The sequence below is a fragment of the Vibrio sp. L3-7 genome (genome assembly GCF_963898195.1).
Lineage (GTDB): Bacteria > Pseudomonadota > Gammaproteobacteria > Enterobacterales > Vibrionaceae > Vibrio > Vibrio echinoideorum.
This window is the reverse complement of the sequence record NZ_CAWQUW010000005.1, coordinates 197,344-212,016: the sequence shown is the minus strand read 5'-3', so window position 1 is coordinate 212,016 and position 14,673 is coordinate 197,344. Positions and strand designations below refer to the sequence as shown.

The 14,673-nt window shown below is 42.3% G+C and carries 11 protein-coding genes; 8 read left to right on the top strand and 3 right to left on the bottom strand.

What is annotated here, in order from left to right; all coding sequences use genetic code 11:
- Positions 1-203: 203 nt before the first annotated feature.
- The gene (locus AACW75_RS06165; protein WP_145570306.1) at positions 204-1,145 is read right to left on the bottom strand and encodes a precorrin-2 dehydrogenase/sirohydrochlorin ferrochelatase family protein; all 942 of its coding nucleotides are present in this window, start codon (positions 1,143-1,145) and stop codon (positions 204-206) included.
- A 481-nt stretch (positions 1,146-1,626) separates the two neighbouring features.
- On the opposite strand from AACW75_RS06165, the gene AACW75_RS06160 reads away from it, so the two are divergent.
- The 6 genes from AACW75_RS06160 to AACW75_RS06135 all read left to right on the top strand — a co-directional run bounded on the left by AACW75_RS06160 (position 1,627) and on the right by AACW75_RS06135 (position 7,203).
- Positions 1,627-2,655 carry an amino acid ABC transporter substrate-binding protein gene (locus AACW75_RS06160; protein WP_017074250.1) on the top strand — a complete coding sequence of 343 codons (1,029 nt, stop codon included), beginning with the start codon at positions 1,627-1,629 and terminating at the stop codon, positions 2,653-2,655.
- A gap of 71 nt (positions 2,656-2,726) precedes the next feature.
- Positions 2,727-3,932: an amino acid ABC transporter permease gene (locus AACW75_RS06155; protein WP_017074249.1), complete on the top strand. Its 1,206-nt coding sequence runs from the start codon at positions 2,727-2,729 to the stop codon at positions 3,930-3,932.
- Between the two features lies 1 nt (position 3,933).
- On the top strand, positions 3,934-5,031 hold the full coding sequence (locus AACW75_RS06150) for an amino acid ABC transporter permease (protein ID WP_017074248.1): 1,098 nt from the start codon (positions 3,934-3,936) through the stop codon (positions 5,029-5,031).
- A 22-nt stretch (positions 5,032-5,053) separates the two neighbouring features.
- Positions 5,054-5,818: an amino acid ABC transporter ATP-binding protein gene (locus tag AACW75_RS06145; protein ID WP_009846639.1), complete on the top strand. Its 765-nt coding sequence runs from the start codon at positions 5,054-5,056 to the stop codon at positions 5,816-5,818.
- Positions 5,819-6,053: 235 nt separating this feature from the next.
- On the top strand, positions 6,054-6,719 hold the full coding sequence (locus AACW75_RS06140) for a Bax inhibitor-1/YccA family protein (protein WP_017074247.1): 666 nt from the start codon (positions 6,054-6,056) through the stop codon (positions 6,717-6,719).
- A 154-nt stretch (positions 6,720-6,873) separates the two neighbouring features.
- Positions 6,874-7,203 carry a TusE/DsrC/DsvC family sulfur relay protein gene (locus tag AACW75_RS06135; protein ID WP_017074246.1) on the top strand — a complete coding sequence of 110 codons (330 nt, stop codon included), beginning with the start codon at positions 6,874-6,876 and terminating at the stop codon, positions 7,201-7,203.
- Between the two features lie 62 nt (positions 7,204-7,265).
- On the opposite strand, the gene yccX is transcribed toward AACW75_RS06135, so the two are convergent.
- Complete coding sequence (gene yccX, locus AACW75_RS06130; RefSeq protein ID WP_135456326.1) at positions 7,266-7,553, bottom strand: acylphosphatase; 288 nt, start codon at positions 7,551-7,553, stop codon at positions 7,266-7,268.
- A gap of 88 nt (positions 7,554-7,641) precedes the next feature.
- Here yccX and AACW75_RS06125 point away from each other — a divergent pair, with 88 nt between their 5' ends.
- Together AACW75_RS06125 and AACW75_RS06120 are read left to right on the top strand one after the other, a co-directional pair.
- Positions 7,642-9,045, top strand: a complete 1,404-nt coding sequence (locus AACW75_RS06125) for a methyl-accepting chemotaxis protein (protein ID WP_145570304.1) — start codon at positions 7,642-7,644, stop codon at positions 9,043-9,045.
- A 154-nt stretch (positions 9,046-9,199) separates the two neighbouring features.
- Positions 9,200-10,393: a class I SAM-dependent methyltransferase gene (locus tag AACW75_RS06120; protein WP_145570302.1), complete on the top strand. Its 1,194-nt coding sequence runs from the start codon at positions 9,200-9,202 to the stop codon at positions 10,391-10,393.
- A 72-nt stretch (positions 10,394-10,465) separates the two neighbouring features.
- Here AACW75_RS06120 and AACW75_RS06115 read toward each other — a convergent pair.
- Positions 10,466-14,673, bottom strand: a 4,208-nt coding sequence (locus AACW75_RS06115) for a VWA domain-containing protein (RefSeq protein ID WP_237297680.1), incomplete at its 5' end; no start/stop codon positions are given.

The following is a 14,673-nucleotide window of genomic DNA, read 5'->3' as shown; positions in this document are numbered from 1 at the left end:
ACCTATAACAACATGAGGCCGCACCTTAGTCTCAGAATGAAAACTCCAAATGAGGTGCATGAAAAAAGCCAACAGCTGACGCTGTTGACTTATTAGAAATACTGTCAACGTATTTTAGGACGAGACACAGCTCAGTATTATTCAGCGTATCTAGCCGATTTCAAACAACTAGAAAGCGCTCACTTCAACTAAAATCTATCAACTCAACTGAGCACTTTGGCAACAGACAGTTTAAGGTCTTTGCCGGCCAGTAAATTGAACTCAACACTCGCTGGTGGAATAAAGACACACACTCGCAATTTCTCGGCCCTCGCTTGCTCAAGCTTAGTCGACAGCTCTCCACTGTCAGCATAGCCTTCTCTTTCTGCGTCTCGGCGGCACAGGTCAACAAATTCAAATGGACAATCGTTCGGTGAAAGCACTAACTCTGCTTCTTGCATCAAACGTAGGGCCTTCATAGGCAATAACTCAACGTCTTGCTCAAATTCGATCCAAGTTACCTGACCTTCATTGTCTACACCTTCGGTCAACGCTTGTTGGTAAAACGCTTCTAATTGCTCTCTATCTACGACCTGTTCGATAAAGCTTGATGACAAGAATCGCTCCCAAAACTTGCGACGCTCATCGACAGTAGGAAACGACTCTTTGATTGAATTGCGTTTTGATGCACCAAAGTCTGCAATCAAACCTATATTTTGCGGAAGCACAGTTTCGAGTTTTTCTCTAATATTTCTTACCAAAACAGGCGATGCACCACCGCTAGAGATCGCAATTTGGATTCTTCCGCGATTTATTATAGATGGAGTGATGAAGTCACAGTAAGGCAAGTCATCCACTACATTGACTAAAATACCCAGTTTTTTCGCATCATTATGTACTTGATGGTTCAAGTTCGGGTTGTCTGTTGTAGCCCATACCTGCAAATAATTTTCCGAGATAATTTGTGCCGAGTAAAAGTTTTGAACCCAATGAAGTTTACTCTCGTCAACTAACTGCTTTAAGTAAGGCGCAACCTTGGGAGACACTACCGTTACATTCGCCCCTGCTCTTAACAAACTGTCGACTTTTCGGCAAGCAACCTCACCCCCACCAACCACTAGAACTGGCTTATTCTCTACATCTAAAAACATTGGGAAATAACGCATGTTCTTCCTTGAGACGACTTCAATAACTATTCAACCATGCTACCAAATTTGGAGCATATTAATAACTATCCAAGTGTAATAAAAATATTTATTCACCAAATTTCAATCTTTCTGAAGTTTAATGTTTCAGCATTGTGATGTTGATTCAGAATATTTACCTAGTCAATTATCAATATAAAAATCTAAATCTTGTTGCACCAACAGTGTGAGCCGCTGCACTATTTACATTAAGTTAACATTTGGTCATTCTAATTGTGTTCGGATTTGTGATTTCATTCAAAATTCTTTTTAAATTATACATTTGTGAAAGTACGGATCCTTTCCTAACCTTATAAATAGTTGTTTAAATCGCACACAGTTTCATTTGCAAAATGCAACCCGTTTGATTTGAGTAACAAGGTCATAGAAAACGTAACACATATAGAAAAACTCAAATGAGCACGAGTATCAGGTGTCACCTGGTTAACAAGGAAGGATACAAATGACAAATAAACTAACACTTCTTGCTTCAGTAGTAGCTGCATCAACTGCGATGATGGCAACATCAGCATCAGCGGCAGAAAGCACTCTGGACAAAGTCACATCTCAAGGCTTTTTAACTTGTGGTGTAAGTACCGGTCTTCCAGGGTTCTCTAACCCTAACTCAAAAGGTGAATGGGAAGGAATCGATGTTGAGTATTGTCAAGCGCTTGCAGCGGCTGTACTCGGTGACAAAACTAAAGTTAAGTATGTACCTCTAACAGCAAAAGAGCGTTTTACCGCGCTTCAATCTGGTGAAATCGACGTACTATCTCGTAACACAACATGGACATTACATCGTGACAGTGCCCTAGGTCTCAACTTCGTAGGTGTAAACTACTACGATGGTCAAGGCTTCATGGTTAAAAAAGAACTAGGCCTTACAAGTGCTCAAGAGCTTGATGGCGCTTCAGTATGTGTTCAATCAGGTACAACGACTGAACTTAACTTAGCCGATTACTTCCGTAACAGTGGCATGACTTACAAGCCAGTGGTATTTGATACAGCAGCGCAAACATCTAAAGGTTTCGACGCTGGTCGTTGTGACGTACTAACGACTGACCAATCTGGTCTGTACGCACTTCGCCTGAATCTTGCTGATCCAAAGTCTGCACAAGTACTTCCTGAAATCATCTCTAAAGAACCACTAGGTCCTGTAGTGCGCCAAGATGATGACAAATGGTTTAACGTAGCTAAATGGACACTTTCAGCAATGATTAACGCTGAAGAATATGGCATCTCTTCTAAAAATGCTGACGAAATGCTTAAGTCAAAAGATCCAAACATCAAACGTATTCTTGGTGTAGACGGTCCTAAAGGTAAAGGCCTTGGCATTCGTGACGACTGGGGTTACCAAGTAATTAAACAAGTCGGTAACTATGGTGAGAGTTTTGAACGTACTGTTGGTACAGGTTCTCCACTTCAAATTTCTCGTGGTGTAAATGCATTATGGAATGCGGGCGGCTTTATGTACGCTCCACCAATCCGTTAATAAATTTTCAAGCATCAATTAGGGCGGAGTTTTCCGCCCTATTTATTAAATGGATTTGAGGTTATAGTAGTATGAAACCTAATGAAACTATTTCTCCAGCTCAGGCAAAGCCACAGCCCAAAAGTGCCAACCTATTTTACAACCCCACTTTTCGCTCAATCGTTTTCCAAATTCTCGCTGTCGGAGCTCTCTGCGCTTTCTTTTACACGATTGTAAATAACGCACTCACTAACTTAGACTCCCGTGGTATCGCCACTGGTTTTGATTTTCTATCCCAAGAAGCTGGTTTTGGTATCGGCTTAACCCTCATCGAATACGACGAAACGTTCTCATACGGTCGTACTTTCTTTATCGGTCTTCTCAATACCGCTTTGGTTTCAGTGCTGGGCATCATGTTAGCCACGGTACTGGGTTTTAGTATGGGTATTGCTAGACTCTCTTCGAATTGGTTAGTTAGCCGATTTGCAGCTGTCTACATTGAGATATTCCGAAATATCCCTCTTCTTCTACAAATATTTTTCTGGTATTTCGCCGTTTTACAAGCATTGCCTTCAGCTCGTCAAAGTATGAGTCTTGGCGAAGCCATTTTCTTGAACGTTCGTGGTTTGTATTTTCCTGCACCAGTATTGGAGCAAGGCAGCAGCATTGTCATCGCGATATTAATTGCCGGAATCGTCGCTACATTTTTCATCAACATTTGGGCCAACAATAAGCAGAAATTAACGGGTCAGCAAACGCCGATGGTGCGTATCGCAGCAGCATTGATTGTTGGCTTACCACTAATCACTTATTTTGTTATGGGCATGCCTATCTCGGCTGAATACCCTGTTTTGAAAGGGTTTAACTTCAAAGGCGGTATTAGCATCATTCCTGAGCTTGCCGCGTTAATGCTTGCTTTAAGTATCTACACAGCAGCATTCATCGCGGAGATTGTTCGTTCAGGTATAAATGCTGTAAACCATGGACAAACAGAGGCTGCGATGTCTCTAGGTATCCCACGTTCGAGAACACTTAAGCTTGTGATTATTCCACAGGCATTAAGAATTATTATCCCACCACTAACCAGTCAGTATTTGAACCTGACCAAAAACTCATCATTGGCGATGGCAATTGGTTATCCCGATCTTGTCTCTGTATTTGCAGGCACAACATTGAACCAAACAGGGCAAGCTATCGAAGTAATCGCGATGACAATGGGCGTCTACCTGACCTTAAGCCTATTAACGTCCGCTCTAATGAACATATACAACCGCAAAGTAGCGTTGGTGGAGAGATAAGATGAGTACACATCAATTTCAACCTGACCTTCCGCCTCCAGCGAATACCGTTGGTCCTGTCGGTTGGTTACGAAAAAATCTATTTAATGGACCAGTAAACAGTGTAGTAACCGTTATTCTTGGTTACTTTGCTTTCACTTTACTTTGGGCAGTAGCAGATTGGGCGTTCATTAATGCTGATTGGATAGGAACAACTCGAGATGCCTGTACAAGTGATGGCGCTTGTTGGGTTTTTATTAGCGTTCGTTGGGACCAGTTCATGTATGGCTTCTACCCTGAAGCTGAGCTGTGGCGACCTCGCCTTTTTTACGCAACTTTAGCCTTTTTTGTCGCTATATTAGCTTACGAAAAAACACCTAAACGTACGTGGATCTGGTTATTTTTTGTAAACATCTACCCTTTCTTGATCGCTGGTCTTCTTTACGGCGGTATCTTCGGGTTGGAAGTGGTTGATACACATAAATGGGGCGGATTACTGGTTACATTAATCATTGCTCTCGTCGGTATTGTTGTTTCTCTACCAATCGGTGTAGCGCTAGCGCTAGGTCGACGTTCAGACATGCCGATAATCCGCAGTATGTGTACCGTTTACATTGAAATCTGGCGTGGTGTTCCGCTTATCACGGTTCTATTCATGGCATCGGTAATGCTACCTTTATTTTTGTCTGAAGGGATGGAAACTGACAAACTGATCAGGGCGCTTGTCGGTGTTGTGCTGTTCAGTGCGGCTTACATGGCAGAAGTAATTCGTGGTGGTTTACAAGCAATACCAAAGGGTCAATACGAAGCAGCTGATGCATTGGGGTTAAGCTACTGGAAAAAGACCGGGCTTATCATTCTTCCTCAAGCTCTAAAAATCACGATTCCTTCAATTGTGAACACCTTTATTGGCTTGTTCAAAGATACCAGTCTTGTTTTGATTATCGGTATGTTTGATGTACTAGGGATAGGCCAAGCCGCGAATACCGATCCTGAATGGCTTGGTTTCTCCACAGAAAGTTATGTATTTGTCGCGTTAGTGTTCTGGGTGTTTTGTTTTGGCATGTCGAGGTATTCGATCTGGCTAGAAAACAAACTTCACACCGGTCACAAACGATAATTAACAAGATCAAGGACGTATTATGACGCAGCAAACAGAAAACAACTCTCAAGGTCTTATGATCGAGTTAAAAGACATGAACAAGTGGTACGGTGAGTTCCACGTTCTTAAAAACATCAACTTGGAAGTTAAAAAAGGCGAAAAAATCGTTATTTGTGGTCCTTCAGGTTCAGGGAAATCAACGATGATTCGTTGTATTAACCGATTAGAAGAGCACCAAAAAGGCCATATCTTTGTGTCCGGCAATGAGCTAACGGAAGACCTGAAAAACATTGAAGCGGTTCGACGCGATGTGGGCATGTGTTTCCAGCACTTCAACCTGTTCCCTCACCTAACCGTATTGGAAAATTGCACCCTAGCACCTATTTGGGTGAAGAAGATGCCGAAAGAAGAAGCCGAAGCGATCGCGATGAAATTTCTCGAACGTGTAAAAATACCAGAGCAAGCCGATAAGTTCCCGGGGCAGCTCTCTGGTGGTCAACAACAACGTGTGGCAATTGCGCGTTCTTTATGTATGAACCCTCAAGTCATGTTGTTTGACGAACCTACATCAGCACTCGACCCTGAGATGGTGCGCGAGGTACTGGATGTAATGGTTGAACTTGCAGAAGAAGGCATGACGATGTTGTGTGTAACGCACGAGATGGGTTTTGCAAAAGAGGTCGCTGACCGTGTTATCTTTATGGATGCAGGAGAAATTATTGAAGAAAATAACCCTGTTGATTTCTTCGAAAATCCTCAATCAGATCGAACTCAGAACTTCTTGAGTCAAATATTACACCATTAATGTGATACTATACTGATATAAACAGAGGCGACTTCGGTCGCCTTTTCGTGATTAAAAGCTTCTTTAAGTTGTAGCGATGAAACGCTTGTAATAATTTGTTACATCTTGACGAACACTTAGACGACTATTTTGATTATTATTTTAAGTATACAAAAGGAATGAAAGACTTGATTTTTCGAACTTTCAGCCCCATAAATGTACTAATAACTATTGAAGTCACCTTACGAGGAAGATTATGAACAGCCCTATGTTTTCACGCACAGCAACTCAAGAAAGTGCTCTGCAAACCAATAAAGTGTTGCGTAACACATACGCACTACTGTCTATGACACTACTTTGGTCTGCTGTAGTAGCAGGCGTATCTATGGCGATGAACCTTCCTCGTCCTGGTCTTATTATCATGCTAGTTGGTTTCTACGGTCTACTTTTCTTAACTGAGAAGAACCGTGACAACGGCATGGGTCTAGTCTTCACGTTCCTGTTTACAGGCTTCCTAGGCTACACCATCGGTCCAATCTTAAACATGTACGTTGGCGCAGGTATGGGTGATGTCATCCTAACCGCACTAGGTGGTACTGCATTAGCATTCATGGCAGCGTCAGCTTACGCACTTACAACTAAGCGTGATCTTTCATTCCTTAACGGTATGCTAATGGCTGGTTTCGTTGTACTGCTGGTAGGTATGGTTGCAAACATCTTCCTACAAATGCCTCTATTATCATTAGCAATGAGCGGTATGTTCATCCTGTTCTCGACTGGTGTTATCTTGCTAACAACGCAAAGCATTATCCGTGGTGGTGAAACGAACTACATCTCAGCAACGATTAGCTTGTATGTTTCTATCTACAACATCTTCATCAGCCTACTAAGTATCTTAGGCATCATGAACAGTAACGACTAATCATTCAACACTGAAAACGTAGCCCAAGAGCCTGTCTCTTGGGCTTTTTTGTGCCTATAGGTATAATATTTCGTGGATAACTACAATATCTATTGAGCAAGGTAAACTTGGTCATGTACCCTATCCTCATAGTAAATTTGATTCTGGATTAAACATGTTTGAATATCACGGCAAGCAAATCGAAACCGACGCTCAAGGCTACCTATTGGACTACACACAATGGGAAGAAGGTATGATTGAGATTCTTGCTCAAGATGAGGCAATTGAACTGACCGATGCGCACTTAGAAGTGGTACATTTTGTAAGAAGCTTTTACGAAGAGTTCAAAACCTCTCCAGCTGTTCGTATGCTCGTTAAAGCGATGGAAAAAGCGCACGGCCCAGAGAAAGGTAACAGTAAGTACCTATTCAAATTATTCAAGAAAGGCCCCGCTAAACAAGCAACCAAGCTCGCTGGTTTACCTAAACCAGCAAAATGCTTGTAAAGCTTAAACAGCTTTAAGTTGCTTTATTCTCAAGGTAAAGGGTAAATACTGTAGTGCGCTAGCTACAGTATTTTAAACTCCCCCATACGTACATCCTGCCGCTCACTTTCTTTAACTTGATGCATCACTACATAGTCTACTGTCGCACTCGAAGGGCCAATATTGAGCCAAGCGTGGAACTTCTCTATTTCCTTACCCTTTCCGACAGCTAGCACTTCAACTCGGCCATCATTTAGGTTTTTTGCATAGCCTGAAATGCCCAGAGTTTGTGCCTGCCTACTGGTGTGATAGCGAAAACCAACACACTGAACTACGCCTGATACGACAAAAATATATTGTGAACTTTCCATAACGTTGCCTCATAAATTGTATGAATGATATAGTTGCGACTCTATTCATTCACCGCTTATTGGTGGACTTACTTCGAGTATAACGATTATGAAAGAAATCCCATTTCGTTGGATTGACAAATATCTCATTCACCTAAAAATCCAAGAAAAGTTCTATCTACTCTTCTTATTACCTCTTCTCGCCTTGGTTATATTAACTCTTGTTTTAGATAGCGCCGCAGACTCTTTACTTGCCTACCTTTATCAAGAAGAAATGCTCTTGATGAAAGGGCTTATCGAAGCTGGTCAGCTCACTAAAGATCAGGTTGCTCAGCTTGTCAGCAATTCTGAAACCATCTCTTTAGGCTATGGTGTTGGTTCCGTCTCAGTTATGAACGGTGCATTCAGCTTGGTTGCAAGCCATGACCAAAACCTTTGGTCAGCATTGTCTACGACTCAAGTTTCTATCATCGCAGTTACTCTCACCCTAATTGCGCTTGGTGTTTATTACATCATGACTTTCATTGGTGGCGCGATGTTCTCGATAAACAAAGCTCTGAACACGCTTGCTAATGGCGACTTAACCTGTCGTATGAACTACTTCTTAGTTCGCGATGAGTTTAGCGAAATTGCCATTACCATCGACAAAGTAGCCGAGCGCGAGCAAAACATGGTTCTTTCCATTCAGGAATCTGTAGCACTCATGCAACAGATCAGTTCGGATTTAAATCAATCAACACAACAAAGCTCAAACATTTCGGGTAATCAGCAAGAACATCTAAATAGCTTAGCAAGTGCCACAGAACAGATGGCCGCGACCATTCGCGAGGTAGCAAACCTAGCTCATGAGTCTAGCTCTCAAACGATGGATGCTCGCGGTGTCGCACAAAGTGGACAACTAAAGGTTTCTAATACTTTGGATTCTATCTCTAGCCTCTCTCAAGAGATCCAATCCGCTTCACAAGCTGTAGAAGAACTCGATGCGAATGCTGCACAGATCGATGAGGTGGTCGCCACAATTAATGGTATTTCACAGCAAACGAACTTACTGGCATTAAACGCAGCAATCGAAGCTGCTCGTGCTGGTGAACAAGGCCGTGGATTTGCTGTCGTTGCAGACGAAGTTCGCGCTCTAGCAGGACGAACGCAACAAGCAACGGTTGAAATCCAAAGCATGATTGAATCATTACAACGTAACAGTCAGTCACTGACGAAATTAATGGAAATAACGGTTAACAACGCAAATGAAGGCCAAACATTAATGTCGGAAGTGAACGTTGAAATCGGATCTTTAGCAGAAAAAAATCAATCCATTTCTGATAGTAGTACTCAAATTGCTACAGCTGCGGAAGAGCAAGGTGTTGTTGCTGATAACATCGCTCAAAGTGTTGAAGAGATTCGTCATCAATCAGATAACATCTGTGAAATGATCAGCAAGAGCAATTCCAATGTTGATCAACTGCGTAAGCAGAGCGACACAATGGAAGAATTGCTGACAGGCTTAAAGGCTTAATACTGATATCTGACCGCTGAGGTATTAATCATAGCTGTCAGCTTATTCATTAAAAAACGTTATTAGGGCTGCTTCTGCAGCCCTTTCCTATTTGCTTTTCAACTGGACTTCCCCGACAATACCCCTCCTTCAAATTCAACAAACAGAGTAAATTATGACTCCTTCAATTCATCTAGCTAAAGGCCGTGACAAATCACTACGCCGCAAACACCCTTGGGTATTTTCACGCGGTATCGATAAAGTCGAAGGCGAGCCACAATCAGGTGAAACTGTAGACGTATATACTCAAAATGGTCAATGGCTCGCAAAAGCAGCTTACTCACCAGAATCTCAAATTCGCGCTCGTGTTTGGACGTTTGAAAAGGAAGAAATCAATAAAGCGTTTTTCATCAAAAGATTTAAAGACGCACAATCACTACGTGAAGATATCATCGAACGTGACGGCCTAACGGGATACCGATTAACGGCGGCTGAATCTGACGGCCTGCCAGGTATTACTATCGACAAATACCAAGACTTCTTAGTTTGCCAACTACTGAGCGCTGGCGCAGAGTTCAACAAGAGCATTATCGTTGAAGCGTTAGTTGAGTGCTTCCCTGAGTGTAATATTTACGAACGCTCTGACGTAGCAGTTCGTAAAAAAGAGGGCTTAGAACAGGTTGTTGGTGTACTTCACGGTGAAGAGCCACCTAAGTCAGTAGTCATTGAAGAAAACGGCGTGAAGATCAGCGTGAACATCATGGAAGGACATAAAACTGGCTTCTACATGGACCAACGTGATAGCCGCAAAGAATCTATGAAGTACGTTAAAGGCAAAGATGTCCTTAACTGTTTTTCATACACCGGTGGTTTTGGCCTTTACGCACTTAAAGGCAACGCAAAGCGTGTGATCAACGCAGACGTATCTCAACTAGCTCTTGATACAGCTAAGTTCAACGCTGAACTGAATGAGTTCGACATCTCGAAAAAGCGTGCTGTATTCCTAAACGCAGACGTATTCAAACTGCTTCGCGAATACCGAGACCAAGGCACTAAGTTCGACGTAGTGATCATGGATCCACCAAAGTTTGTTTCAAGCAAGAACAACCTAACATCAGGTGCTAACGGCTATAAAGACGTTAACATGCTCGCGATGCAAATCCTTAAACCAGGTGGAACCCTGCTCACCTACTCTTGCTCAGGCTTGATGGGTGCTGACCTATTCCAAAAAATCATCGCTGACGCCGCTCTAGATGCGGGCAGAACAGTGAAGTTTGTTGAACGCTTCGAGCAAGCTGCCGATCACTTGATCGATACAGCTTACCCAGAAGGTTTCTATCTGAAAGGTTTTGCTTGTAAGGTGCTTTAATTCTAGTACTTTAGAAGCTAGTTGACATAACAAAACAGACACATTAAAAAAGGGCCTTTCGGCCCTTTTTTGTTATTGGTCGGGTAAGTTCACAAAGAGTTGATTAACCAAGTTACTCAAATCACTGCTTATCACACTACCATCACCTTGAGCGTTCACAGAGTCAAACTGGTTTCCAGTGTTATCGAGAACAATCGTTTGTGTCTGACCACTATTATTTGCATCTTCTGAAATTGTAATAACGAGGTCTTTATCTCCCCCTCCATTATCAACTTTTTCAATAGTGATATGCTCAAGCAAATCTGACATCGTATTTTCGGTTGGTAATAGCTGAGAGACATCTAAATGGTCTTCACCCAAAGCAAAGTCGGTAATTGTATCAACGTCATCTTGGAACGGTTGGTCAATCCATTGGAACAAGTCATCACCGTCGCCACCAACTAAAATATCATCCCCCAAGCCACCAATTAGCTCATCATCTCCACCTTGACCATAGAGAATATCGTCGCCTTCGCCGCCCGATAACACATCATCCTTATCGTTAGCTCTAGATTGGTCAAAATCTTGTACGTTATCAGAAATATAATCGTGTATATCTCGCGCTGACACAGAAGATAATTGCTCACCAGTTTCTTGAGCGACATACTTCTGTATCGCTGCAACGCCCTGCCCTGAAATACCGTCAAATTGCACTAGATCTCCGAACATGATGTCATCACCCGCTAAAGCATCAATTTGGTCTTCACCTTGCAACAAACTCACTTCTTTACCAAGAATAACCTCTGATAATGTGGAAACATCAATTGACGTTTCCACTAAACCATCAGAATCATAATCTTCAAGAACATCTTCATCTAATGAATTTCCTAGCCCAATAGCGTCAACAGATGACATCAATGCAAGCAGTTGATACATGTGTTGCCCTTGTTTGTTGACTCCGCCCTTGTCGTAATAATCGTAAGAATTACCATTAATGCTTAAGTCACCAATTCGTTCTCCAGTTAATGGTGAATATAACTTGTGCTTATCATCGATTAATACTTTACCTTGATAATTAACAACACCACTTGTATATCCGGCAGGCAATAAATCGGCCAGTGTTATAACTTGGTTCGTACTCGAATCATAATCGATCAATATTTCATCGAACTCATCTTTCATTAACCGACTGTCAGTAAAGGAAGTTGGCTCTCCGTCAGAAATGAAATATGAAATGTTGTTCCCACTGTTTTGATCAGCGAACCATTCAACTGCAGATTGGAATCCGGCTTCATAATTGGTACCACCTCCGCCAGCATCAGTAATGGCATTGAGTGCTGCAATAAATTGCTCTCTTGGGTTCTGACTACTCAAATCGACAGATACTGACGTATTAGAGTTATCTGAAAAATCCGTGATTAGAATATTAACCTGACCAGAATGTTGCCCTTGTGAACTAGCTAAAATCGCATCAAAAACAACTAACAGTTCATCTTTTGCGGTTTCAACATCTCTTCCCATACTGCCTGACGTATCGAGAATAAATGCGATGTTGTAGTCTTCACCGGCAACAATTTGAATCCCTTGAACGTCACCAACAATCAAATCGTTGTTCTCTGTCCCTTTGATATTGTCATCACCGTGGGAACCAGATTCCAAACTATAGCTTCTGAAGCTTATATCTGTCGATGTGTTAGTTATTGCTTCGTCACTATTAACCAATTCGGAAGATGAGGCAGATACAGAAAGCTCAAAATCTAAATCGCCTTCATAAGAGTAAGGAATTCTAAGCTCTGCATTAACATCACCAGAAGCTGGTATAACAATAGAATACGACCCGTCGATATTTGGAGATATAAGCTGACCACCGACGTACAACTCAACGCCTTGAGGAATCCCTTCAAGAGTAAATTCATTACCTAGCGATTCACTTCCATCGTTATCAACAAGTTCCGCTGAAATATCTAGTGGTATTACACTGTCTTGAAGAACCGTATATTCTCCAGTCTCGTTATCAATCTCGATTATCGAATCCGAGAAAATAATACGTTCAATACCATATAAATGGTCACCATCTTCGGTGGAAGGCGAATTGTCACTAGATGTGTCTCTTTCAAGAGAATCTTTAACTAACCAATAAGGTACTTGACTATGTTCTAGGCCTCTAAAATCAAGCTCGTATTCAGACAATTTGCCCTGATAAATAACAGTATCAGTTTCTACTTCGCTATCCTGAGACCCATTACCACCGTGAAATGCATCATTTCCACTAGTACCTACAAATGTGTCGCTCCCCTGTTGGTTCAAACTTAAAGCTTGCTGATCGCCAACAAACAGTTGGTTGGTTTCATTGTCAGGCGCTACCATCAAGTCACCACCTTGATTGCCATTATTCAAAACTGACGACTGAACAACGTGCTCAAAGTGGATACCTCCAATAGATGTCTCACCGCTACTTACAAGGTCTCTAATATCACTAGGTGAAGTACCGAATTCAGGCACAGCTTGTGATTGTTGCAGGTCCCCGACCGCAATAGTTACGCGAGGAGCATCAGCAACCGCACTGACCGTAATATCGAGAGTATCGCTTACACCAGTGTTTGTAGTGTAAGTCACTGTCGGAACGTTACCTGACCAATGATCAGATGGTACAAACGAGTAACTACCATCTTGCTCAACCGTCAACTCACCACCGGTTAGCGTGATAGTGTCACCAACGTTATAGGAAGTTCCTCCTACTTCAATTGACTGCAGTGATAATGTGTTATCTGTATCAGTATCGTTTGTTAAAACGTTACCAGAGATACTTGTATCTTCATCTACAGTACGAGTATCTGGCAGCGTATTTGTAGCATTGTATTCATGAACAACCACATCAATACTGGTCGTAGTCGTAGCAGTACTTGTTGAATCCTTTTCACTAGCGATCGCTTCGACATCAATAGTAAAATCGTCGTGACTTCCCGAAGGCGGTAAGATCGTTAGACTTGTCATATCCCAACTACTGATATCAAATGTCTCATTGGTACTAGTGAATGTGTGAGAATTGACTCCATCACTTAGCTCAGAACCAATAGGGAAACCACTAACATTAACAGCCAAACTTTCTGAACCATCAGTATCATTTAAAGATGCTTGCAACTCCGTCAGTGGAATACGCGTGTCTTGTGGACCTTCATTCGTTGTATAGACCTGATAGAGCTCAACGCCATTTTCATTAATTAGTTGTGATGTACGTATATCAATATTATCGAGCTGAGATACATCACTGACTACGCCAAAATTTGTGTTGTCTAAGTTGACAGGGCTCGCGCCATCAACAGAAACGTTGACATCGAAATTACCAGGACCACTCTGGTTATGGTGGTAAACCTCTATCGGATAGAAACCTGACACAGTCGGTGTAAATGCAATTCCTTGGATACTCCCACTACTGTCTCCCCATCGAGCATCATCTGTAAGCTCACCACCAATTTTTATCGCTAAACTATCATCCGCATTACCAACGAAATCATAAGATTTACCTGCTTCTAAATAGATTAAGCCAGTGATGAGTGTAGCTTGACCTGCACCTTGACTAGCATCACGCACATCATTGACATTACTTAGAGAACTACTGTTGCTATCCAAACCATCGATGACATTTATCAAGGTATCAGGGTCCACACCATTACCAACACCATATTGATAACCAACAGAGACACCATTCCACATACTTACGTTGAATTGTTGGTCCGGAAGTTGAATTCCATCGATGCTGGTGAACAAGTTAGGCGCGTCAGCAATTGGAGTAACATTTATCGCAACAGTCGACTCTTCGCCTACGTTTACGCCATCAGTTGGTTTGAAACCAATCTGTGCGTAGTCTTGTTGTTGATCACCGATGCCTGGAGTCGAGTGGCTATCGTACCCAGATTCATCTTCATCCGGAGTAAAGCGAACTCTATCTGCATCAAACTCGCCCTTGTCAATAACTTGACCAACCGAAATATCATGCCACTGACCGTCATCACCGAAATACTCGAACTGACCATTGTCTGGTAAATCTGTAATCTCAATACCTAGAGCTGAATCAGGTGAATCAACATCGCTAACACCGAACGAGTTCCAAGCGATGAAGATTGAAGTGTCTTCGTTGGTTGTAATAATACCATCGACGGCGGTTGGCCCTTCATTCACGTTCGTTTCTTTCAGCGTCACCTCGATCGTATCAACCGTGTTATCGCCCGAACCGTCCGTGCCCGTCGCCGTCACTGTGATTGTATGACTGTTGTCATCCAACTCGTAGTCGTTGGTGAACG

Bases quoted from the DNA above. Each gene is read 5' to 3' on its own strand.
- AACW75_RS06165 (WP_145570306.1), bottom strand. From the start codon at position 1,145: ATGCGTTATTTCCCAATGTTTTTAGATGTAGAGAATAAGCCAGTTCTA.
- AACW75_RS06160 (WP_017074250.1), top strand. From the start codon at position 1,627: ATGACAAATAAACTAACACTTCTTGCTTCAGTAGTAGCTGCATCAACT.
- AACW75_RS06155 (WP_017074249.1), top strand. From the start codon at position 2,727: ATGAAACCTAATGAAACTATTTCTCCAGCTCAGGCAAAGCCACAGCCC.
- AACW75_RS06150 (WP_017074248.1), top strand. From the start codon at position 3,934: ATGAGTACACATCAATTTCAACCTGACCTTCCGCCTCCAGCGAATACC.
- AACW75_RS06145 (WP_009846639.1), top strand. From the start codon at position 5,054: ATGACGCAGCAAACAGAAAACAACTCTCAAGGTCTTATGATCGAGTTA.
- AACW75_RS06140 (WP_017074247.1), top strand. From the start codon at position 6,054: ATGAACAGCCCTATGTTTTCACGCACAGCAACTCAAGAAAGTGCTCTG.
- AACW75_RS06135 (WP_017074246.1), top strand. From the start codon at position 6,874: ATGTTTGAATATCACGGCAAGCAAATCGAAACCGACGCTCAAGGCTAC.
- yccX (WP_135456326.1), bottom strand. From the start codon at position 7,553: ATGGAAAGTTCACAATATATTTTTGTCGTATCAGGCGTAGTTCAGTGT.
- AACW75_RS06125 (WP_145570304.1), top strand. From the start codon at position 7,642: ATGAAAGAAATCCCATTTCGTTGGATTGACAAATATCTCATTCACCTA.
- AACW75_RS06120 (WP_145570302.1), top strand. From the start codon at position 9,200: ATGACTCCTTCAATTCATCTAGCTAAAGGCCGTGACAAATCACTACGC.